17 protein-coding genes and 2 pseudogenes are annotated in these 20,616 nt (G+C 72.1%); 9 read left to right on the top strand and 10 right to left on the bottom strand.

Annotated features, from left to right (window positions below; all coding sequences use genetic code 11):
- Window positions 1-76 precede the first annotated feature (76 nt).
- Entirely contained in the window at window positions 77-1,660 is a 1,584-nt protein-coding gene (locus tag ACFYW9_RS00650; protein ID WP_389142840.1) for a hypothetical protein, read from the top strand.
- A gap of 108 nt (window positions 1,661-1,768) precedes the next feature.
- Here ACFYW9_RS00650 and ACFYW9_RS00645 read toward each other — a convergent pair whose 3' ends face one another.
- The 6 genes from ACFYW9_RS00645 to ACFYW9_RS00620 all read right to left on the bottom strand — a co-directional run bounded on the left by ACFYW9_RS00645 (window position 1,769) and on the right by ACFYW9_RS00620 (window position 8,476).
- A complete protein-coding gene (locus ACFYW9_RS00645; protein ID WP_389142837.1) occupies window positions 1,769-4,486 on the bottom strand; it encodes a SpoIIE family protein phosphatase in 2,718 nt (905 codons plus the stop codon).
- A gap of 247 nt (window positions 4,487-4,733) precedes the next feature.
- Window positions 4,734-5,165 (bottom strand): ATP-binding protein, encoded by a 432-nt coding sequence (locus tag ACFYW9_RS00640; RefSeq protein WP_389142834.1) that lies wholly within the window; start codon window positions 5,163-5,165, stop codon window positions 4,734-4,736.
- Between the two features lie 105 nt (window positions 5,166-5,270).
- Window positions 5,271-5,678 (bottom strand): (deoxy)nucleoside triphosphate pyrophosphohydrolase, encoded by a 408-nt coding sequence (locus ACFYW9_RS00635; RefSeq protein WP_389142830.1) that lies wholly within the window; start codon window positions 5,676-5,678, stop codon window positions 5,271-5,273.
- 45 nt (window positions 5,679-5,723) lie between these two features.
- Complete coding sequence (locus tag ACFYW9_RS00630; RefSeq protein ID WP_326785718.1) at window positions 5,724-5,906, bottom strand: SPOR domain-containing protein; 183 nt, start codon at window positions 5,904-5,906, stop codon at window positions 5,724-5,726.
- 376 nt (window positions 5,907-6,282) lie between these two features.
- Window positions 6,283-7,035, bottom strand: a complete 753-nt coding sequence (locus ACFYW9_RS00625) for a GntR family transcriptional regulator (protein ID WP_351859012.1) — start codon at window positions 7,033-7,035, stop codon at window positions 6,283-6,285.
- A gap of 148 nt (window positions 7,036-7,183) precedes the next feature.
- Window positions 7,184-8,476, bottom strand: a complete 1,293-nt coding sequence (locus ACFYW9_RS00620) for a DUF4190 domain-containing protein (protein WP_389142825.1) — start codon at window positions 8,474-8,476, stop codon at window positions 7,184-7,186.
- A 181-nt stretch (window positions 8,477-8,657) separates the two neighbouring features.
- On the opposite strand from ACFYW9_RS00620, the gene ACFYW9_RS00615 reads away from it, so the two are divergent.
- A complete protein-coding gene (locus tag ACFYW9_RS00615; RefSeq protein WP_389142822.1) occupies window positions 8,658-9,764 on the top strand; it encodes a threonine synthase in 1,107 nt (368 codons plus the stop codon).
- A 43-nt stretch (window positions 9,765-9,807) separates the two neighbouring features.
- Here the strand turns inward: ACFYW9_RS00615 and ACFYW9_RS00610 are convergent, their stop codons facing one another.
- Complete coding sequence (locus ACFYW9_RS00610; protein WP_389142819.1) at window positions 9,808-12,003, bottom strand: DEAD/DEAH box helicase; 2,196 nt, start codon at window positions 12,001-12,003, stop codon at window positions 9,808-9,810.
- Between the two features lie 73 nt (window positions 12,004-12,076).
- On the opposite strand from ACFYW9_RS00610, the pseudogene ACFYW9_RS00605 reads away from it, so the two are divergent.
- Window positions 12,077-12,346 (top strand): annotated as a pseudogene (locus ACFYW9_RS00605) (type II toxin-antitoxin system Phd/YefM family antitoxin).
- The gene (locus ACFYW9_RS00600) at window positions 12,339-12,602 is read left to right on the top strand and encodes a type II toxin-antitoxin system RelE/ParE family toxin (RefSeq protein WP_389142816.1); all 264 of its coding nucleotides are present in this window, start codon (window positions 12,339-12,341) and stop codon (window positions 12,600-12,602) included. The pseudogene ACFYW9_RS00605 and the gene ACFYW9_RS00600 overlap by 8 nt, the downstream one beginning before the upstream one ends.
- A 132-nt stretch (window positions 12,603-12,734) precedes the next feature.
- Here ACFYW9_RS00600 and ychF read toward each other — a convergent pair whose 3' ends face one another.
- The gene (gene ychF / locus ACFYW9_RS00595) at window positions 12,735-13,823 is read right to left on the bottom strand and encodes a redox-regulated ATPase YchF (RefSeq protein WP_389142812.1); all 1,089 of its coding nucleotides are present in this window, start codon (window positions 13,821-13,823) and stop codon (window positions 12,735-12,737) included.
- 304 nt (window positions 13,824-14,127) lie between these two features.
- On the opposite strand from ychF, the gene ACFYW9_RS00590 reads away from it, so the two are divergent.
- Window positions 14,128-14,601 carry a DUF6542 domain-containing protein gene (locus tag ACFYW9_RS00590; protein ID WP_389142808.1) on the top strand — a complete coding sequence of 158 codons (474 nt, stop codon included), beginning with the start codon at window positions 14,128-14,130 and terminating at the stop codon, window positions 14,599-14,601.
- A 189-nt stretch (window positions 14,602-14,790) separates the two neighbouring features.
- On the opposite strand, the gene ppgK is transcribed toward ACFYW9_RS00590, so the two are convergent.
- Together ppgK and ACFYW9_RS00580 are read right to left on the bottom strand one after the other, a co-directional pair.
- The gene (gene ppgK, locus ACFYW9_RS00585; protein WP_389142805.1) at window positions 14,791-15,540 is read right to left on the bottom strand and encodes a polyphosphate--glucose phosphotransferase; all 750 of its coding nucleotides are present in this window, start codon (window positions 15,538-15,540) and stop codon (window positions 14,791-14,793) included.
- Window positions 15,541-15,569: 29 nt separating this feature from the next.
- Complete coding sequence (locus ACFYW9_RS00580) at window positions 15,570-16,574, bottom strand: 4-hydroxy-3-methylbut-2-enyl diphosphate reductase (RefSeq protein WP_389142802.1); 1,005 nt, start codon at window positions 16,572-16,574, stop codon at window positions 15,570-15,572.
- 101 nt (window positions 16,575-16,675) lie between these two features.
- Here ACFYW9_RS00580 and ACFYW9_RS00575 point away from each other — a divergent pair.
- The 4 genes and pseudogenes from ACFYW9_RS00575 to ACFYW9_RS00560 all read left to right on the top strand — a co-directional run bounded on the left by ACFYW9_RS00575 (window position 16,676) and on the right by ACFYW9_RS00560 (window position 20,488).
- Window positions 16,676-18,048, top strand: a pseudogene (locus ACFYW9_RS00575) (APC family permease).
- A gap of 131 nt (window positions 18,049-18,179) precedes the next feature.
- Window positions 18,180-19,388 carry an exodeoxyribonuclease VII large subunit gene (gene xseA, locus ACFYW9_RS00570; RefSeq protein ID WP_389142799.1) on the top strand — a complete coding sequence of 403 codons (1,209 nt, stop codon included), beginning with the start codon at window positions 18,180-18,182 and terminating at the stop codon, window positions 19,386-19,388.
- Window positions 19,389-19,397: 9 nt separating this feature from the next.
- Window positions 19,398-19,640, top strand: a complete 243-nt coding sequence (locus ACFYW9_RS00565) for an exodeoxyribonuclease VII small subunit (protein ID WP_351858990.1) — start codon at window positions 19,398-19,400, stop codon at window positions 19,638-19,640.
- 257 nt (window positions 19,641-19,897) lie between these two features.
- Window positions 19,898-20,488 (top strand): malonic semialdehyde reductase, encoded by a 591-nt coding sequence (locus ACFYW9_RS00560; RefSeq protein WP_351858988.1) that lies wholly within the window; start codon window positions 19,898-19,900, stop codon window positions 20,486-20,488.
- Window positions 20,489-20,616 lie beyond the last annotated feature (128 nt).

Below are 20,616 nucleotides of genomic sequence, written 5' to 3'. Positions count from 1 at the left end.
CCTCCTGTACCCCGACCGCCCCCAACTCCTCGTATACCGGTCGCGGAGGCGCTCGAACGGCCATACGCTCCCAAATGTGACGTCGCCCTTGAGCCGAAGCCGGTCGCGCCGGGTCCCGTCGCCCATGGCCGTGCGGGTGGCGCATGCCGTGCTCGGGGGGCTGGTCGCGATGGGCTGGCTGGTGCTGCCGTTGGCACGGGCGGGAGCGGAGGCCCCGGCGGCCCCGGCGCGGGACGCGGGTGCCACCGCTCCCCGGGCCGCGACCGCGCAGGACGGGACGACGACCGGCGATCTCGTGCCGCCCCTGGTCGCGGTCGGCGCCGCGGGCGCGCTGGCCGCCTACACGTACGGGCGCCGCAGACGGCGGGCGACGACCCGCACGACACCCGGCGGCGACCCCGACCTCACTTCCCTGCCCGAACTCGACCGGCAGGCATGGCGGTTGCTCGTCGCGACCGATGACTGCGTACGCGTCTCCGCCGAGGAACTCGCCCTCGCCACGGACCGGGCGGCGGGCGACGCGGTGGAACCGTACGTGTACGAGCTCAGGCACGCGGAAGCCGGACTCGCCGCGGCCTTCCGGCTGCGGCAGCGCCTCGACGAGGAGGACGCGGCCGGCGCGGACCCGGCCGCGGGCCAGGACGACCGCAGGGACGTCCTGGAGGAGATCGTCGCCCGCTGCCAGGACGCCGGGCTGCGACTGGACGCGGCGGCCCCGGGGTTCGACCAGATCCGGGCGCTGGAGCGGAACGCGGTGGCCGCCCTGGAAGCCGCGGAGACCCGCTTCCGGGACGTCGCCGCGCGCATCCGTGCCGCGGAGAAGACGATCGCCGACCTCCACGAGCGGTACGCTCCCGCCGCCTCGCTTCCCGTCGTCGGCGACGCCGAACAGGCCAAGGACCGGCTGCTGTTCACCACCTCTCACCTCAACCAGGCACGGCAGTACGCGGACCGGGGCGACGGCGCGAAGGCGGCGGCCCATCTGCGGGCGGCGGAGGGTGCGTTGGCGCAGGCCTCCGATCTGACGGACGGTGTGGACCGGCTGGCCCGGGAACTGGACTCGGCCGCGGCCGGGTTGCCCGCGGCCGTCGCCGCGGCACAGGCCGACCGGAACACCGCCCGGGGTCTCCCGCCGGACGCCCGAGCCGGGCTCGTCGGACGGCTGGGGCACGCGGAGGCGCTGCTCTCCGCGGTGCGTCACGAGACGGCGGCCGGGCCCCACGATCCGCTGGACGCGCTGCGCCGGGTGACGGAGGCGGCCGAGAGCCTGGCCGGGGTGCTGGGCGGTGAGGTTCCCGAGGGGAGCGGCCGCGCGCTGGTCCCCGCCCGCAGCGCGCTCGCCGGGGCCGCGTGCTTCATCGGCACGCACCGCGGGGCGGTGGGCGGCGAGGCGCGGACCCGGCTGGCCGAGGCGCGGCGGCTGCTCGGTCCGGACTCCGTCCCCCTCTCCGAGGTACTGCGGGCCGACGAACTGGCCCGGGAGGCGCGGCGGCTCGCCGAGCGGGACGTACGGGCGTACGGCAATCCCTCGGGCGGCCGCGGGGGTGCCGGAGCGGGCGGCGCGGTGCTCGGCGGGATCCTCCTGAGCGACGGCGAGGGCGGCCCGATGAGCTACGGCGGCCCGCGCACACGGGGCCGCCGGGGGGCCTTCTTCACCTGAGCCGAGAGCGGCGCCCCCCGCGTGCGGCCTCCCGGGCTCCTGGTTCCTGGTTCCTGGCCGCCTGCTCCCGGCTCCCAGGCCCTCAGCCCTGCCCTCAGCCCTCAGCCCTCAGAACAGGCTCAGGAGCGCTTCCGCCGGGTCGGTGAGGGGCGTCTGGCCGTCCGGCAGGGGGAGTTCGAACCACACGGTCTTCCCGCGCGGGGTCCGGCGGGAGCCCCACCCGGCGGAGAGGAGGCCGACGAGCTGCAGGCCCCGCCCGCCCTCGTCGGTGTCGCGGGCGCGGCGGCGGCGCGGCTGGACGAGTCCGGCGTCCCAGACCTCGCAGACGAGGGTGCGGTCGAGGAGCAGCCGCAGCCTGATCTCGCCCTCGCCGTAGCGCAGGGCGTTCGTCACCAGCTCGCTGACCAGCAGTTCCGTCGTGTCGACGAGCGGCTCCAGGTCCCAGGCGACGAGCTGGGCGCGGGTGTACTCGCGGGCCCGCCCCACGCTGCGCGGCTCGCGCGGCAGGGTCCAGTCGCCGACGGACTCGGCGGGCAGCCCCTGGACACGTGCCATCAGCAGGGCGATGTCGTCCTCGCCGTGGTGGGTGTCGAGGGTGTTGAGGACGTGGTCGCAGACGTCCTCCAGCGGCCTGGAGGGGTCGGTGAGGGCGCCGACGAACGCCTGGAGGCCCTCGTCGAGGGGGTGGTCGCGCGATTCGACCAGTCCATCCGTGTAGAGCGCCAACAGAGCGCCTTCGGGTAGTTCGACCTCCACCTCCTCGAAGGGCTCGCCGCCCACCCCGAGCGGCATCCCGGGCGGCACGTCGAGCATCAGCGCGGTCTCGCCGGGCTCGACGAGCACGGGCGGCAGATGGCCCGCGTTGGCGAAGGTGCACCGGCGGGTCACGGAGTCGTAGACGGCGTACACGCAGGTCGCGAGGTACACCTCGGAGAGGTCGGCGTCGCGGGGCTGACGGGCCGTACGGGTGGCCTGCCGGACCCCGCCGGGGGTGCCGAGGCCGCGCGCGATCTCGTCCAGCGCCGAGAGGACCTCGGCGGGTTCGAGGTCGAGCAGGGCCAGGGTGCGTACCGCGGTGCGCAGTTCGCCCATCGCCACCGCGGCGCGCAGTCCGCGGCCCATCACGTCGCCCACCACGAGGGCCGTGCGGTGTCCTGGGAGTTCGATGACGTCGAACCAGTCGCCGCCGACCTCCGTCGCCGCGTTGCCCGGCAGGTAGCGGCACGCGATGTCGAGACCGGAGGCCTCGGGGTCGCCCGGGGGCAGCAGGGACCGCTGCAGGATGAGGGCGCGTTCGTGCTCGCGGCGGTACAGGCGCGCGTTGTCGATGCAGACGGCCGCGCGGGCCGCCAGCTCCACGGCCAGGGCGCGGTCGCGTTCCCCGAACGGCTCGCTGCCCTTCGTACGGGAGAACTGGGCGAGTCCCACGACCGTGTCGTGGGCGACCATCGGGACCGCGAGCGTGGACTGTATGAGGCCGCCCTCTTCGGCGGGGATGTGCTGGGGCCGCGCGGTGCGCAGGGCGTCCGCGCAGGGCGAGTTGAACGGGTAGTGGTGGACCGCGCCGACGGCCACGGGCGCCGGACCACCGGCGAAGGGCGCGTCGGAGACGGCGCTGGCGAAGGCCACCCGGCGGAGTTCGGCGCTGCCGTCGGCGAGGCCGGGCGGGGTCTCGTCCCCGGCCAGCAGGCCCTGGTAGAGGTCGACCGTCGCGAGGTCGCAGAAGCCGGGGACCACGACGTCGAGGAGTTCGCGTGCGGTGGTCTCCAGGTCGAGGGAGTTGCCTATGCGGGCGCCCGCCTCGTTCAGCAGGGCGAGGTTGCGGCGGGCGGCGGCCGCCTCACGGGCGGCGGCACGACGGGAGGTGATGTCGGTTCCGAGCCAGGCGATGCCGATGGGACGGCCGCTGCCGCTGTGCACCCGGTAGAGGTTGATGGACCAGTGGCGGCGTTCGTCGGAGCCCGGGACCTGCCCGGTGACGTGCATGTCCGTGATGGAGTCGCCGGTCTCCAGCACCCGGCGCAGCACCGCCGTCACGCGCTCCGCCTCCGCGTGCGGAAGATAGTCGTGGACGCCCTTGCCGCAGTGGTCGTCGACGCTGCCGCCGAAGATCGAGGCGAATCGCTGGTTGGCGCGCCGGACATGAAGGTCCGTGTCGATCAGCAGGAACCCGAAAGGAGATTGACCGAAAATAGCCTGCGAGGCGGCGAGGTCCGTCTCGATCGTCCGCAGGGTACGGACGTCCACCACGATGCACACGGCGGCCCGCTCACCGTGTTCGGTGGTCGTCGGCATCACGTAGACCTCGGCGAGGCCCTCCCTGCCGCCAAAGTCCTCGGCGCCGTCGCCGGAGTCCTCGGAGGGGGGCGTGCGGAAGGGCACCAGCCCGGTCCACTCGCGGCCGTCCAGGATCTCCGCCATCTTCCGCTGACCGAACTCCCGCCGGTCGGCGCTGACGAACGCCTCGATGGGGTCCATGCCGACGGCCCGCTCCGCCGGGATGCCGAAGAGCTGCTCGGCCCGCAGACTCCACTGGTCGACGAGCCCGTCCGCGCCGATGGAGAAGGAAGCGGCCTTGATGTAGTCGTAGATCGAACCGGGCGGACTGCTCTGCCACATCGCGTCAGCCGGCGCCTCGCCGGTCTCGCCGGCCCCGTCCGCGGACGGACCGGCCGTCGCGTCGTCCGACGCGTCGGACGTGGTGCCGTCCGTGATGCCGTCCGCGGCCTCGCCCGGAACCGCGCGCGCGAACTCTCCCGCCGCATCAGCCCTCGCGCCGTCCGACGGGTCCTCGGACTCCGTGGCCTTCGCTGGTATCTCGCTCACGCGAACCGTCCCCTCCAGCTCACCGCGTCCGGCACCGGTCACCGGGGGCGGCTGCCCGCAGTATCCAGCACTACGGTGCCGCACGACACGGTGTTCACGATCACAGCACGGTCCCGATGGTTTTTGGACCGGCCGCGACATACTCCCAGTCTTCTAACCAGGTGGCACCCCGTCGAACCACACAACGCGACACCGGTCGGGAGCATGATCCGGCCGTACGCCGCGCGGGCGTCCCGGCCTCCGTGTCTCAGTCCGGCACGGCCAGCTCGAACCAGACCGTCTTGCCGGTGTCCGCGGGCCATGTGCCCCAGCGTCGGCAGGAGCCGGCCAGGAGCTGGAGTCCTCGGCCGCTCTCGTCGGAGGTGTCGGCGGCCCGTTCGCGGGGCGGGTCGGGCAGCGGGTCGGAGACCTCGACGCGCAGAGCGCCCGGCACGTCCTCGGGGCGTACGAGTCGGACGCCGATCGGGCCCGTGGCGTGCCGGAGGGAGTTCGTCACCAGTTCGCTGACCAGGAGTGCGGTGATGTCGCCGAGGGATTCGAGATCCCATTCGCGGAGCTGTCCCCGGACGACGGAACGGGCGGTGCGGACGGCACCGGGCTCCGCAGGAAAGGTCCACTCGGCGCAGTAGCCGTCAGTGTCGATCAAGCCGATCACTTCCCAGACCAGAAACCCACCCATGCCCGGTTTCGGGTGGTTAAGGGGCACATACCCGGTATCGGTGGAGCTTTACCGCGCCGGGAGCACACTATGGCGCGAACGGCGCACAAGCGGGCGCCCGGGTCGTCACACCCCCGGATCGAGCCACGGCAGTGCGCTCTTGACCGCCGGCACGTCCTGGTCCAGCCAGTCCACGTCCCAGATCTGCCCGGGGGTCAGCCAGCGCAGCTCGTCATGGTCCTGGAGGGGCTCCGGTTCGGCCGAACCGGGCAGCAGCCGGGCGGCCCACACCACCAGGACGTATCCCGGCTTCAGCGCCCACTCGCCGGGGACGCGCTCCAGCGCCAGGGTGTCGACGCCGAGTTCCTCGCGCAGTTCGCGCACGAGGGCGCGTTCGGGGGTCTCGCCGGGCTCGACCTTGCCGCCCGGCAGCTCCCAGCGCCCGGCGAGGTCGGGGGGCGCGCTGCGGCGGGCGGCGAGCAGGCGCCCGCCGCGCACCAGGGCGCCCGCGACCACCACGATCCGTTCCGTCATGCGCCGGAGCCTACGGGAGCGGGAGGGGGACCGGCTCCCGGTGGATCACCGGGTTCCGTTCGGCCCGATCCGCTCGACCCAGTAGAGCTGCTTGTGCCCGCGGCCGTCGAGGCTGTCCGCGATCTTCTGGGCCTCGGCGCGCGTCGCGTACCTGCCCACGCGATAGCGATTGCCGTTGTCGTCCTGCCGTATGACGAGCCAGGGAAGCGTGATCGTGCTGTCGTTCATAGCGCCCCTCCACTTCCCGCCCCGGGCCCCCGTCGAACCCCGCATTCCATCGAAACCGCAATACGCATATGCCTGAGCGTACGCCTTACCTTCACGCAGCGAACACGGGTTTACACAAAGAGGTACGCAACCGGCCAGTAAGGAGCGGCGACCCGGGGGGCGCACGCCACCGAACGCGCCGCTCACGACTCCTCGCGGGTCCTCGAACAGGGCGAAGTCGTTCCCCGGTCCGCCACTCGAGAAAGGCCAGATTCCAACCGGGTCCGCGGGCGGCCCCGTTGAGGCGCGGGCACCCGCGCCGACACGCGTGCCCGCCAGGCCCCACGGAACGCCGTACGCGACAACGGGCGAGAGCGCGTGCCGAAGTGACGCGCTGTCACTTCACCGGCAGGTGGTAGGCGATCCGGTAGCGGTCCGCCGGGACCACCACGTCCGCCGTCTCCACCGGCCGGCCCGAGGCGAAGAAGGTGCGCTGGATGACGACGACCACATGGCCGGGCACGCCGCCCAGCGCCAGGAGTTCCTCGGCGAGGCCGGGGCGCGCGCCCACCTCCTCGGTGACGTTGTCCACGATCACGTCGATGGCCGCCATGCGCTCGACGACACCCATGCCGCCGAGCGGGCCCTCCTCGGGGAGCATCACCGGCGTGCGTCCGGTCACGGCGAGCGGCTCCCAGGAGGTGGAGAGCATCATCGCCTCACCGCCGTCGCGGTAGACGTAGTTCGTGCACATCACGCGGTCGCCGGGCTGGATGGCCAGCCGCTCGGCGATCGCGCCGCTCGCCTCGACCTGCCGGCTGTGGGACTCCCAGGTGCCGCGCACCGCGAAGTCGGCCTGCTCCTGACGGAAGGGGGTGGCGCCGTCGTCCGGCCGGTACCCGGAGCGGGCGACGCGGCGCGGCACCGGCCGCTCGCGGACGTAGGTGCCCGAACCGGAGCGGCCCTCGACCAGACCCTCGGCCATGAGCACCTTGCGCGCCTCCAGGGCGACCGTGTCCGAGACTCCGTACTCCTCGCGGATCCTGGCCTGCGAGGGAAGCCGGGTGTGCGGGGGCAGCGAGCCGTCGACGATCTTCTTGCGGAGATCACCCGCGACACGCAGGTACGCCGGCTGCTCACCGAAAGTCACTTGGCCGCTCCCATCAGGTTGTACAGACAGCAACAGCGTGGCAACCGTGGGTTGTGCCATGCAAGCAAAGGCCAGAGAATCACTCGATGTGATGACGCAAGCCCCTTGAGGGCATTACGCAGGCACTTTCTCCCCACTGTGGCTGCCGTCACACCTCGATTCCGGCACCGTCTTCGCCACCGCTACCGGTGCCCCCGCCGTCGTCGTACTTCGGCGGGGTGGTGGCGAGCCCCAGAGCCTCGCGGGTGGTGACCGCCTTCCTCGGGTCGATGAGCTTCAGCGCCTTCTCGTAGTGCGCGGAGAAGGCGTCCGCGTCCGGCGCGTCCGCGGCCTTCGCCCACTCCTTCGCCGAGCGCTCCAGGTCCTCCGCCAGGGCGGCGACCGGCTCGGCCGCGCCCGGCGCGAACCGGTGGGCGGACAGCCCGTCCGCCTCCCCCGCCAGGGCCTCCGAGACCTCGTCCGCCCACTCCTTGTAGCCGGGCAGGTCGTCGTCGATGTACTCGGCGTCGGGCATCGCGGCCAGCGCGTCGTCGATGGCCGCCGCCGAACTCAGATAGGAGTACTGGTCGGAGCCCAGCGTGAGCCGGTCGTTGCGCAGGGAGCCCGTCAGGCCGCCCGCCTCGTCGGCGTCCCCGAACAGGCAGCTCACCTCGCGGTCGCCGCGGCGCCAGCTCTGCGACGTCGGCGTGAAGGAGTACACGCCGACGTTCTCCGGAACGGCCCAGGAGTCCATCGCGTACGTGTTCCGGAGCAGGTAGCACCGCCGGTCGGCCTCGTCGGCGAGCGCGTCGTCCCCGGGGTAGTCGGCCTCGGCCATCTCGAAGTCGGCGAACACCTCGGCGTCGTGCCCGCCCGAACACGGCACCTTGTCGACGTCGACCGCCAGACCCTCCAGCAAGCCGCTCGGCGTGTCGAAGCACTCACCCACCTCCAGCGAGAACGCGGAGTCTCCCGAGCCGCCCGCGCCGTCCTTGAAGCCCTCCCAGAAGTCGCGCGCTCCCCCGGTGGCGACCGTGAGCGCGAGCAGCACGACACCGACCGACGACAGCACGATGCCGGCCACCGCCATGCCCTTGCCGCGTTCGCCGCGCCTCTTGATCTGGACGAGCGCCGCGATCCCGAGCACCAGCCCGACGGCGGGCAGGAAGCAGAGGACACCGAGGACCAGCGCCGCGATCGCGAGCCCGTTGAAGGGAACGGGCCGGTTGTACGGGGAGTAGCCCTGCCCCCAGGGCTGATACGGGCCCGCGTACGGGGACTGCTGGTACGGCCCCTGCTGGTACGGCCCCTGCTGGTACGGCCCCTGCTGGTACGGGCCCTGCGGGTACGGCCCCTGCTGGAAGGGTCCTTGGGGGTGCGGAGCCTGCGGATACGGAGGCGTCCCCGGCGGCGGGTACGGCCCCTCGGGCTGCTGCGGGCCGGGCGGCGGGGGTATGGCCACGGTTTCCCTTGCTCCTCATCCGTCCGCTGCGGAACGCGCGTACGACTGTCGAATGGCTGCGCGCATCGTAAGCACGGCCCGGACGGGATCCCTACGGGGCCGCCCGGACGGCCGCCGGGGCACGGCCGCTCCGGAACACGCGGAACGGTCCCTTCCCCGGCCTCGCCTCTAACCTGCACCCATGACTGCACTGCCGGACTGCTTCTGCCCGACGGACGGCACCCGTGTACCCGCCGGCTCGCTCTCCTGGTGCTGCCCGGTCTGCCGCGGCCCGCTCGACCTGGACTTCACGCCCACGCCGGCCCCCCTCGCGTCCCTCACCGGCCGGGTGAACTCGCTGTGGCGGTACGCGGAGTGCCTGCCGCTGGCCTCGCCCACGGTCAGCCTCGGCGAGGGCCGCACTCCCCTGGTCCCCCTGGGCGAAGGCGTCCTCGCCAAGCTCGACTTCCTGATGCCGACGCTGTCGTTCAAGGACCGCGGGGCCGTCCTGCTGGCCGAACTGGCGCTGCGGCTCGGGCCCCGCCAGGTGCTCGCGGACAGCAGCGGCAACGCGGGCACGGCCGTCGCCGCGTACTGCGCGCGGGCCGGGCTGCCCTGCACGGTGTACGTCCCCGAGGGCACCTCGCCCAAGAAGCTGGAGCAGATCGAGGCGCACGGGGCACGGCTGCGGGTGGTCGAGGGCGACCGCGAGGCGACGGCACGCGCGGCACGCGAGGCGGCCGACGAGGACGGCGTGTTCTACGCCTCGCACGTCTTCAACCCGTACTTCCTGCACGGCACGAAGACGTACGTCCACGAACTCTGGGAGGACCTCGGCGGACGTCTGCCGGACGTCCTCGTGCTGCCGGTCGGCAACGGCACGCTGCTCCTCGGCGCCGCCCTCGCGGTGGCCGAACTGCACGCGGCGGGGCTGATCGACAAGAGACCCGCCCTGTACGCCGTCCAGGCCGCCGCGGTCGCCCCGCTGGCCCGGGCGTGGTCCGAGGGGGCCGACGATCTCGTCGGTGTCACTCCGCCGGCGCCCACGTTCGCCGAGGGCATCGCGATCCCGCACCCGCTGAGGGCCCGCCAGATCCTGGGCGCGGTACGCGCGTCCGGGGGCGCCTTCCTGACCGTGACGGAGGACCGGATCCGCCACGCGCAGTCGGACCTCGCCGGGCGCGGGCTGTACGTGGAGTCGACGGGCGTGGCCTGCTGGGCGGCGATCCGCGAGGGCGCCCTCGGCCGACGGGAGGCCGTGGTGCCACTGTGCGGTGCCGGCGTGAAGACGGGCATGGCCCGCGCCTGATCCAGGGCCGCACGACCCGGCCGGAGATCCGGACCGCGCGGCCTCACACGGTGAGGCCCAGACGGGCCTGTTCCTCCTCGACGATCCGGCGCGCCAGCTCGGTGTCCGACACGTCGACCGCGTCCGGTGTGGCTTCCGCAACGGCGCTGCGGCGGGCATAGGCGTCGAAGAGGCGGGTCTTGCTCTCCAGTATCTTCACCATGCGTTCGTCGACTCCCCCGGTGGCGAGGAGGCGGTACACACGAACCGGCCTGACCTGGCCCATTCGGTGAGCCCGGGCCACCGCCTGGTGTTCGATGGTCGGCTTGATCTGGGGTTCGCAGATGACGACGACGGAGGCCGCCTGCATGTTGAGGCCGATGCCCGCCGCCTGGATCTGCGCCAGGAGCACCGCCGGGCCCTGGACGTCGGCGAAGTCGTCCACGATCTGCTGGCGCCGCCCGGCCGGAACGCTTCCCGTGAGCGGACCGAACAGCGGAGTGCGGTCGGCGGCTCCCGCGGCGAGCTCTTCCTTCACCACGCTCAGTACGTCCTTGAAATTGGAGAAGACCACCGTCTTCTGCCCGTTCTCGCCGGCCTCCTGAACGATCTGCCGGAGCCGGTCCAGCTTGGCCGACTTCTCGGGGCGCATGTACGCGGCCCTGCGCATCGCCATGAAGTTGCCCGCGCGCACGGCTTCCCGGTAGGCCGCCTCGTCCGACGCGCTCAGCTCCTCCCACTCGTCGGTCTGCTGAAGACTGGGGAGTTCCGTCAGCACGTCCTCCTGGTTGCGTCGCAGGTAGACCGGGGCCACGGCCTTGCGGAAGGCGACCGATCCGGCCAGCGTGTCCCGTTCGCCCAGGGAGTCCGCGACACCACCGTCGAGCATCCGGACCAGGTCGCGGAACTCGGCGACCCGGTTCTCCATCGGGGTTCCGGTCATGAAGAGGGCACGCCCGCAACGCTCCGCCCACAGGGCGACCGCCTGGGACCGTTTGGCCTTCGGGTTCTTCACGAAGTGCGCTTCGTCGACCACGAGCAGCCCGACCTCTCCGCCGCCCGGCGCGGGAAAACCGCGCAGCGCGTCGAACGTGGTCACCGCGACCCCGCCGCGCTCCTTCCAGTCGGCGAGCGCGTGGTGCCGGTCGGAGCCGTGGAGCACCGCGACCCTGAGGGCGCTGCGGGCCTCGATCTCCCGCGTCCAGTTCACGAGGACACTCGCCGGGCAGACGACCATGAAGCGGTTCTGCCCCTGGGCGGCCAGGTGTGCCATCACGGCGATCGCCTGGACGGTCTTCCCGAGGCCCATCTCGTCGCCGAGTATCACCTTGCGCTGCGCGAGCGCGAACCGTGCGCCGAACGCCTGATAGCCGCGCAGGGAGACGCGCCGGTGCGCGTCGTCCAGTTGCTGGGTCCGTACCCGCTCGGCGATCTCGTCCGGCAGGAATCCCTCGGCGGCGGCCGAGTCCGGCACCCGGTCGGAGATCTCGGCCAGCAGGCTGTAGTACTCGGCGGAGCGGAGCTCGAAGTCCACCCAGGCCGCCAGGTCGGACGAGGCCCCCCGGAGCAGGTCCACCGACGCCTGGGCGAGCAGCCCGGGCAGACCCGCCCGCTCCGCCTCGTCCACCAGCGACCGGATCTCGGTGACCGCGGCCAGCGCGCGGGTCTTCTTCTCCCGGCCCGCCAGAAGCATCCGGAACCGTCCGGCGGCCGGCCTGGCCTCGGCGAGTGACGGACCGAGCCGCTCCGACAGGACGGTGGCCCTGTCGACGGCGCGGCGGGCGTCCGGGCCGGCCTCCGCCAGTACGTGCAAAGCCATGACGAGCGCGGTGGTGCCCGGCTCCGGCCGGTCCACGTCGATGTGGACGGCCACGGTCTCGCGCACGGCCTCGGCGAGCCGGCCGGCGGCCGCGAGCATCTGGTCGACGGTCCGCTGCCCCACACCGGGAATCTGGCGCAACCTGTAGGGGCCCGCCCGGAGAACACTGCCGACCGTGCGCAGCCTGTTCTTCTCGACGTTCCCCAGCCGGAGCCGCCCCTCGGTGACGTCCTGCAGCCGGGCGACGGGGATGGCGTCGAGCTCCCGCTCGACCGCCGCGTCGTGGATCGGCTTCAGCGCCGCCCGTACGGCCTCCACCGCCCGTGCGTGGTCACCGACCACGGCCTGCGCCGCCTCGTACAGCCGCGCTCCCCCGGCGACCGTGTCCCTCTCACCACGCCCCACGCTTCCGCCCCTCCTCGCCTCCCCGCATCCTCCCATCGCGCGTCTGCGGCAAGAGCAGGATGTCCGCCCGCAACATTGTGTACATGGCACACTCGGTACATTTGAGCGCATGACGCAGCCGCTGCCCGTAAAGTCCATCCGCGACGTGCGTGCACACCTGGCGGAGGTGGTGGAGCGCGCAGACCGCGACGACGTGCCCACGGTGATCACTCGCCGGGGCAAGGAAGTCGCCGCCGTCGTCTCCATCGAGGTATTGCGCAAGTACCAGGAATAGGAAGAGCGCGAGATCAACCGGATCATCGACGAACGCATGGCCGACCCGGCGCCCGGCATCCCGATCGAGGACGTCATGAGGGAGACGCTGGCGCGCAATGAGTGACTGCCGGACCGTCTTCCGGCCCGAGGCGCAGGCCGAACTCCGGAAGATCCCTCGCGCCATGGCATTGCGCGTCCTGGCCAAGCTGACCGAGCTGGAGAGCGACCCCCTCGGCTTCGACACCACCGCGCTCGTGTCCCGGCCGGAGCGTCGCCGGCTAAGGGTCGGCGACCACCGCGTCGTCTACACGATCGACAACGGTGACCTGGTGGTCTGGGTCGTTCAAGCGGGGCACCGCTCCACCGTTCACGAGACCTGAAAGCCACTGGCCCGACGGCAGCCATCCCAGCACCATCCCAGCAAGGGAAAAACCAAGGGCCCGACTCCGAAGAGTCGAGCCCTCTCCGACCTGTATGTGGGCCAGATCAGCGACGTGGCGATAGGCCAGCCGCTACACGTTGAAGCGGAACTCCACCACGTCCCCGTCCTGCATGACGTACTCCTTGCCCTCCATGCGGGCCTTGCCCTTGGCGCGGGCCTCGGCGACCGAGCCGGTCTCGACCAGGTCGGCGAAGGAGATGACCTCGGCCTTGATGAAGCCCTTCTGGAAGTCGGTGTGGATGACACCGGCGGCCTCGGGGGCGGTGGCGCCCTTCTTGATGGTCCAGGCGCGGGATTCCTTGGGACCGGCCGTCAGGTAGGTCTGCAGGCCGAGGGTGTTGAAGCCGACGCGGGCCAGGGTGGCGAGGCCGGGCTCCTCGGCGCCCACCGACTCCAGGAGCTCCATGGCGTCCGCCTCGTCGAGCTCGGCGAGGTCCTGCTCCAGCTTGGCGTTGAGGAAGATCGCCTCGGCGGGGGCGACCAGGGTGCGCTGCTCGGCCTTGAAGTCGTCGTCGACCAGCTCGTCCTCGTCCACGTTGAAGACGTAGAGGAACGGCTTGGTGGTGAGCAGGTGCAGGTCGTGCAGCAGTTCTTCCTTGCCGGAGCCCTGGACGATGCCCGCGGAGAAGAGGGTGTCGCCCTTCTCCAGGATCTCCTTGGCAGCCTCGACCGCCGCGACCTTGGGCACGACGTCCTTCTTGATGCGCGACTCCTTCTGGAGGCGCGGCAGGACCTTCTCGATGGTCTGGAGGTCGGCGAGGATCAGCTCGGTGTTGATCGTCTCGATGTCGTCCTTGGGCGAGACCTTGCCGTCGACGTGCACGACGTTCTCGTCCTTGAAGGCACGGATGACCTGGCAGATCGCGTCCGACTCACGGATGTTCGCGAGGAACTTGTTGCCCAGGCCCTCGCCCTCGCTGGCACCGCGCACGATGCCGGCGATGTCCACGAAGTCGACGGTCGCCGGGAGGATCTTCTGCGAGGAGAAGATCTCGGCCAGCTTGGTGAGACGGGCGTCGGGGACGCCGACCACGCCGACGTTCGGCTCGATCGTGGCGAACGGGTAGTTGGCCGCGAGCACGTCGTTCTTGGTCAGGGCGTTGAACAGGGTCGACTTGCCGACATTGGGCAGACCGACGATTCCGATCGTGAGCGACACGTTGCGACTTCCCGTACGAGAGGATGGGCGAAGGGCCCTCCAGAAGAGCGGGCCGATCCACCAGTCTACGGCGTGACCCGGCTCCCGCCCGCGAGGTATCGAACGCATGGCCAAGCTCTTTCCACGGCCTCGCCTTCGGCGGTCTCCGGCGTGTCCGAGGAGCCATTCCACACATAAAACGACCTAAGTTGGTCCAGTGGAGCAACACAGGACGCGTCCCCCTCAGTACAGACCGCGACGCGGGGCACCTGTTCCGGCACAGTCCGGACGGGCCGCGGGCGGCGGTGTCCGACGGGAGGGCCCGGTGGCGCGGCGGCCCGCGCCCGCGGGTGTCCGGCAGCCGCGCCGGACGTCGCGCCCGCGGCTGACCGGGCTCGGCGGCGGCCTGTTCTGCGGCGCGACGATGTTCGCGCTCGCCTGCCTCGACCACCTGCTGTTCGACGGGTCGGCGACGGTGTACGGGGTGCTGTTCCTGCCGGTGTGCGTGCTGACCGCGCTGTGGGTGCGGCCCGGCGACCTGGTGACCGCCCCCGTGGTCGTACCGATCGCCTTCGCCTTCGGACTGCCGCCGATCACCGACGACGGCGGAGGCGGCTTCGGCGGCAGCCTCATGGGCCTGGTCACCGCCCTCGCCCTCCAGGCGGGCTGGCTGTACGGGGGAACGCTGGCCGCGGTCCTCGTCGTGGCCGTCCGCCGGGTCGGCCTGATGTCCCGCCGCCGGGCCGCCCGGCGGCGGGACCGGGCACACGGCGTGCCGCCCGGCAGACAGGCCCGCTGACCGGACCCGTCGATCGGACCCGCCGATCCGGCACGCCGGACCTCGTACGGTCGCGGACCCCGCACGGTCGCGGGCCTCGTACCGACGCGGCCCTCGTACCGTCGCGGGCCGCGTCGCCGTCGCCGCCCGATGCCGCCGGGCCCGATGACGCCGGGCCCGAGGCCGCCGTCGGGCCCGGCGGCCTCGCGGCTACCGGCCGATCTGCGCCGCCCGCATCGCCGCGCCCACGATCCCGGCGTTGTTCTGGAGCTGCGCGGGGACGATCTCCGCCTTGATGTCCTGGATCAGCGGCAGGAACTTGTCGGCCTTGCGGCTGACGCCTCCGCCGATGATGAAGAGCTCCGGGGAGAAGAGCATCTCGACATGGGCGAGGTACTTGGTGACGCGGCGCGACCAGTGTTCCCAGGTCAGTTCGTGGTCGTCCTTGGCCTTGGTGGAGGCCCGCTTCTCGGCGTCGTGGCCGTTCAGTTCGAGGTGGCCCAGCTCGGTGTTCGGGACCAGCTCGCCTTCGGTGAAGACGGCGCTGCCGATGCCGGTGCCGAAGGTGAGCAGGATGACCGTGCCCCGGCGGCCCTTCCCCGCGCCGAACTCCATCTCGGCGACACCCGCCGCGTCCGCGTCGTTCAGCACGGTCACCGGCAGGCCGCCCAGCCGCTCGCCGAGCAACGCGCCCGCGTCGGTGTCGATCCAGGCCTTGTCGACGTTGGCCGCCGTACGGATCGTGGAACCACCGGTCACCACACCGGGGAAGGTGATGCCCACCGGGCCCGTCCAGCCGAAGTGGTCGATGACGTCCTTCACGCCGTCGGCCACCGCGTCGGGCGTCGCCGGGTGCGGGGTGAGCACCTTGTGGCGCTCCTCCGCCAGGTCCCCGCGATCAAGGTCCACAGGGGCGCCCTTGATCCCGGATCCGCCAATGTCCACACCGAAGATCTTCATGGCCCTACGTTACGACGTACGGCTGATCGTCACTTCCCGGACGGACCACCCGTACGCGCCTCCACCAGCGCGGCCGCCTCGGCGCGCAGGTCGCGGCGCAGCTCCTTGGGGAGCGAGAAGGTGATGGACTCCTCGGCGGCCTTGACGAGCTCCACGTCCTCGAAGCCGTGCCCGGACAGGAGCTCCAGGACCTGCTCGACGAGGATCTCGGGGACGGAGGCGCCGGAGGTGACGCCGACCGTGCTCACACCCTCCAGCCAGGCCTCGTCGATCTCCTCGGCGAAGTCCACCAGGTACGCGGCACGGGCGCCGGCCAGCTTGGCGACCTCGACCAGCCGGACCGAGTTGGAGGAGTTGCGCGACCCGACCACGATGACCAGCTCGGCCTCCGCGCCCATCTGCTTCACGGCGAGCTGACGGTTCTGCGTGGCGTAGCAGATGTCGTCGCTCGGCGGGGAGATGAGGAGGGGGAACTTCTCCTTCAGGGCGTCGACCGTCTCCATGGTCTCGTCGACGGAGAGGGTGGTCTGGGAGAGCCAGACGACCTTGGAGGGGTCGCGGACCTCGACCTTGGCGACGTCGTCGGGGCCGTCGACCAGGGTGATGTGGTCGGGCGCCTCCCCGGAGGTGCCGATGACCTCCTCGTGGCCCTCGTGCCCGATGAGGAGGATGTCGAAGTCCTCGTTCGCGAAGCGGACGGCTTCCTTGTGGACCTTGGTGACCAGCGGGCACGTCGCGTCGATGGTGGCGAGCTTGCCGGCGGCGGCCTCGTCGTGGACGACGGGGGAGACGCCGTGTGCCGAGAACATGACGATGGACCCCTCGGGGACCTCCGCCGTCTGCTCGACGAAGATCGCGCCCTTCTTCTCCAGGGTCTGCACGACGTACTTGTTGTGGACGATCTCGTGACGGACGTAGATCGGGGCCCCGTACTGCTCGAGGGCCTTCTCCACGGCGATCACGGCGCGGTCCACGCCCGCGCAGTAGCCACGGGGGGCGGCGAGCAGGACACGGCGGCCAGGCGAAGCGGTCATGCCCCCATCGTAAGGCCGCGCCCGGCGGGTCAGGGATCGCCTCCTCGGAGAGACTGTGGGCAGCCGCTGGGGGCGGGACCAGGCGATTCCCGGGAGGCACGATGTCCGACGCGCGGACCACCGCCGGCACGGACCCGGCGGGGCAGGGGCTGCGGCGCAGCCTCGGCTTCCGGGACCTGGTCGTCTACGGGCTGCTGTTCATCGCCCCGATGGCCCCGGTCGGGGTCTTCGGAGCGCTGGACGCGAGGTCGCACGGGGCGGTGGCGCTGGTCTACGTCGTCGCGACGGCGGCCATGGCGTTCACCGCCTTCAGCTACGCCCAGATGGTCCGGGTGGTCCCCCAGGCGGGTTCGGTGTTCGCCTACGCGCGCGCGGGGCTCGGCCCGGAGGCGGGGTTCGTCGCGGGGTGGATGGTGATGCTGGACTATCTGCTCATTCCGGCGGTGGCCTACCTGTTCTCCGGGATCGCCATGAACGCGCTGGTCCCGGAGGTGTCCCGGTGGGTGTGGACCACGCTCGCCGTCGTCGTCACGACGTTCCTCAACCTCCGGGGGTCCGCACGGCGGCGCGCGCCGGCTTTGTGGTGCTCGCGATGGAGATCGTGGTCCTCGTCGTCTTCGTCGTGGCGGCGGCCGTGGTGCTCGCGCGCGACGGCGCGCGGCGCGACTGGCTGTCCCCGCTGTCGGGTGACGGCACCCAGGGCGCGTTCGCGCTGTCGGCGGTCGTCGGCGCCGTCTCGGTCGCCGTCCTGTCCTTCCTGGGCTTCGACGCGATCGCCTCCTTCGCCGAGGAGGTCACGGGCGGTTCGCAGAAGGTGGCTCGGGCGGTGCTGTTCTGTCTGGCGCTGGCGGGTGTGCTGTTCATCGCGCAGACGTATCTGGCGGCCCTGCTGGAGCCGCTGCCGTCCGCGCGGCTCGCCGCCGACCCCGCCCTCCAGGGTCCGGCCTTCTACGACGCCGTGGACGCCTCCGTCGGCTCGTGGCTGCACAACCTGGTGGCGGCCGGCAAGGCGATCGGCGCGGCGTTCGCGGCGCTGGCCGGGCAGGCCGCGGCCGGGCGGATCGTCTTCGCGATGGCCCGGGACCGGAGGCTGCCGCGGGTGCTGGCGCGGACCGGCTCCGGGGTGCCGCAGGCGGCCCTGTCGTGCGCCGCGGTGATCACTCTGGTCGCCGCGGTCTGGGCGGCGCGCCGCGACGACGGCCTCGACAAGCTGGTCTCGGTGGTCGACATCGGCGCCCTGACGGCGTTCACGCTGCTGCACGCGTCGGTGGTGGGCTGGTTCGCCGTACGGCGCCGGGGCGGGCCGGTGGTGTGGTGGCGGCACGTCCTCCTGCCCGTACTGGGGGCCGCGATCACCGTCGCGGTGATCATCGAGGCGTCGGGAACGGCTCAGGCGGCGGGTCTCGTATGGCTGGCGGCGGGCTTGGTGGTGCTGTTCGCCCAACGGGGGCGAGCCGGGTCCGCGGCCGGGTGACGCGCCGTGCCGCGCGGCTGCCGTCCGGCGCGATCCGGTCGGGACGGGCCCGGCGGTCGGGGTACGGGTCGGGGTGCCCGACCCGTACCGGGCGCGGGGGCGTTGTCGGTGCAGGCCACTAGGCTCGGCGCATGGCTCTCAACACGTCCGCGGACGCTCCGCTGCCCGTCGGAGAGGTGTCACGGCTCATCGGGGGATGGATCGACCGGCTCGGCGCGGTGTGGGTCGAGGGGCAGATCACCCAGTTGTCGCGGCGCCCCGGCGCGGGCGTCGTCTTCCTGACACTGCGCGACCCGTCGTACGACATCTCGGTGAGCGTGACCTGCTACCGCCAGGTCTTCGACGCGGTCGCCGACGTCGTGAGCGAGGGCGCCCGGGTGGTCGTCCACGCCAAGCCGGAGTGGTACGCGCCGCGCGGGCAGCTCTCCCTGCGGGCCGCCGAGATCAAGCCGGTGGGCGTGGGGGAACTCCTCGCCCGCCTCGAACAGCTGAAGAAGTCGCTGACGGCCGAGGGGCTGTTCGCGGCCGATCGCAAGAAGGCGCTGCCGTTCCTGCCGCAGCTCATCGGGCTGGTGTGCGGGCGGGCGTCGGCGGCCGAGCGTGACGTCCTGGAGAACGCGCGGCGCCGCTGGCCCGCCGTCCGCTTCGAGGTGCGCAACGTCGCCGTGCAGGGTGTGCACGCCGTGCCGCAGGTCGTGCAGGCGGTGAAGGAGCTGGACGCGCTCGACGAGGTCGACGTGATCGTCGTGGCGCGCGGCGGCGGCAGCGTGGAGGACCTGCTGCCGTTCTCCGACGAGCAGCTCGTCCGCGCGGTCGCGGCCTGCCGCACCCCGGTCGTGTCGGCGATCGGGCACGAGCCGGACAGTCCGCTGCTCGACCTCGTGGCCGACCTGCGGGCCTCCACCCCGACCGACGCCGCCAAGAAGGTCGTGCCGGACGTCGGGGAGGAGTACGAGCGGGTGCGGCTCCTGCGGGACCGCGCGCGGCGCTGCGTCCAGTCGTTCGTCGACCGTGAGGAGCGCGGCCTCGCGCAGGCGCTGGCCCGGCCCTCGATGGAGGATCCGTACCGGATGATCGACGAGCGGGCGGACCAGGTCTCCGCCCTGCTCGACCGGGGCCGGCGCACGCTCGGGCATCTGCTGGACCGCGCGGACTCGGAGCTGACGCACACCCACGCGCGCGTGGTGGCCCTCTCCCCCGCGGCGACCCTCCGACGGGGGTACGCGGTGCTGCAGAGGGCCGACGGTCATGTGGTCCGGGACCCGGCCGAGGTGACGGCGGACGAGACCCTGCGGGCGCGGGTCGCCGAGGGTGAATTCACGGTTCGAGTCGATGCATAGGGTGGGCACATGACCAGCAAGGTGGACGAGGCGCTCGGGTACGAGCAGGCACGGGACGAGCTGATCGAGGTCGTACGCCGCCTGGAGGCGGGCGGTACGACCCTGGAGGAGTCCCTGGCGCTCTGGGAGCGCGGCGAGGAGCTGGCCAAGGTGTGCCGACGCTGGCTGGAGGGCGCTCGGGCCCGTCTGGACGCCGCCCTGGCCGAGGAGTCCCAGGAGCAGGAAGAGGACGCCGGCTCCGGGTCCGAGTGACGAGCGGTGCCGGCACCGGGTGACGAGCGGCTCCGCGTGACGAGCGGCTCCGTGTCCGGGTGATGTCCTGCTCCGAGTGACTCCAGCGGGGCCCGCGACACGGCGGGCCCCCTTTTTTCGATCCCTTTTTCGATCCTTCCGCCTGTGAAGCGGATCACCACGCCCCGCTTTTGGTTGAACTTTAAACCTCCTCGACGTACTGTCGTACTCGCCAACAGATCCCCCCGGATCCACCGCACATACCGAGAAGGTTCTCCATGTCTCTCGTCCTTGACCCCACCGCTCAGGACCTGCTGTTCCGCGAAGCCCGCACGGCGAACACGTTCACCGACGAGCCGGTGACCGACGAGCAGGTGCAGGCGATCTACGACCTGGTCAAGTACGGCCCGACCGCCTTCAACCAGTCGCCGCTGCGCATCACCCTGGTCCGCTCCCCCGAGGCCCGCGAGCGCCTGGTGCAGCACCTCGCCGAGGGCAACCGGGCGAAGACCGCCGCCGCCCCGCTGGTCGCGATCCTCTCCGCGGACAACGAGTTCCACGAGGAACTGCCGGCGCTCCTCCCCCACTTCCCCGCCGCCAAGGACATGTTCTTCTCCGAGCGCCCGGTCCGTGAGAGCGCCGCCGCGATGAACGCCGCGCTCCAGGCCGCCTACTTCATCATCGGCGTCCGGGCCGCCGGCCTCGCCGCGGGCCCGATGACCGGCGCCGACCTCGCCGGTGTCCAGAAGGAGTTCCTGGACGACGACCACACCCCGCTGATGATCGTGAACATCGGCAGGCCGGGCGAGGACGCCTGGTTCCCGCGCAGCCCGCGCCTGGACGCCGACCAGGTCATCACGACCGTCTGACCGACGGCACCGAGGGAGCGGCCGGCACCGCCGTTCACTCCCGCACCCGCACCAGACAAGAAGGGCCCCCGGCGCTGCCGCCGGGGGCCCTTCTCCATGCCTTACGGGTTCCACGGGACCGTACGGGC

This window comes from Streptomyces sp. NPDC002698 (genome assembly GCF_042888945.1).
In the GTDB taxonomy this organism is placed as follows: domain Bacteria; phylum Actinomycetota; class Actinomycetes; order Streptomycetales; family Streptomycetaceae; genus Streptomyces.
The sequence above is the reverse complement of the archived record's forward strand: the minus strand, read 5'-3'. Positions and strand labels throughout refer to the sequence as shown.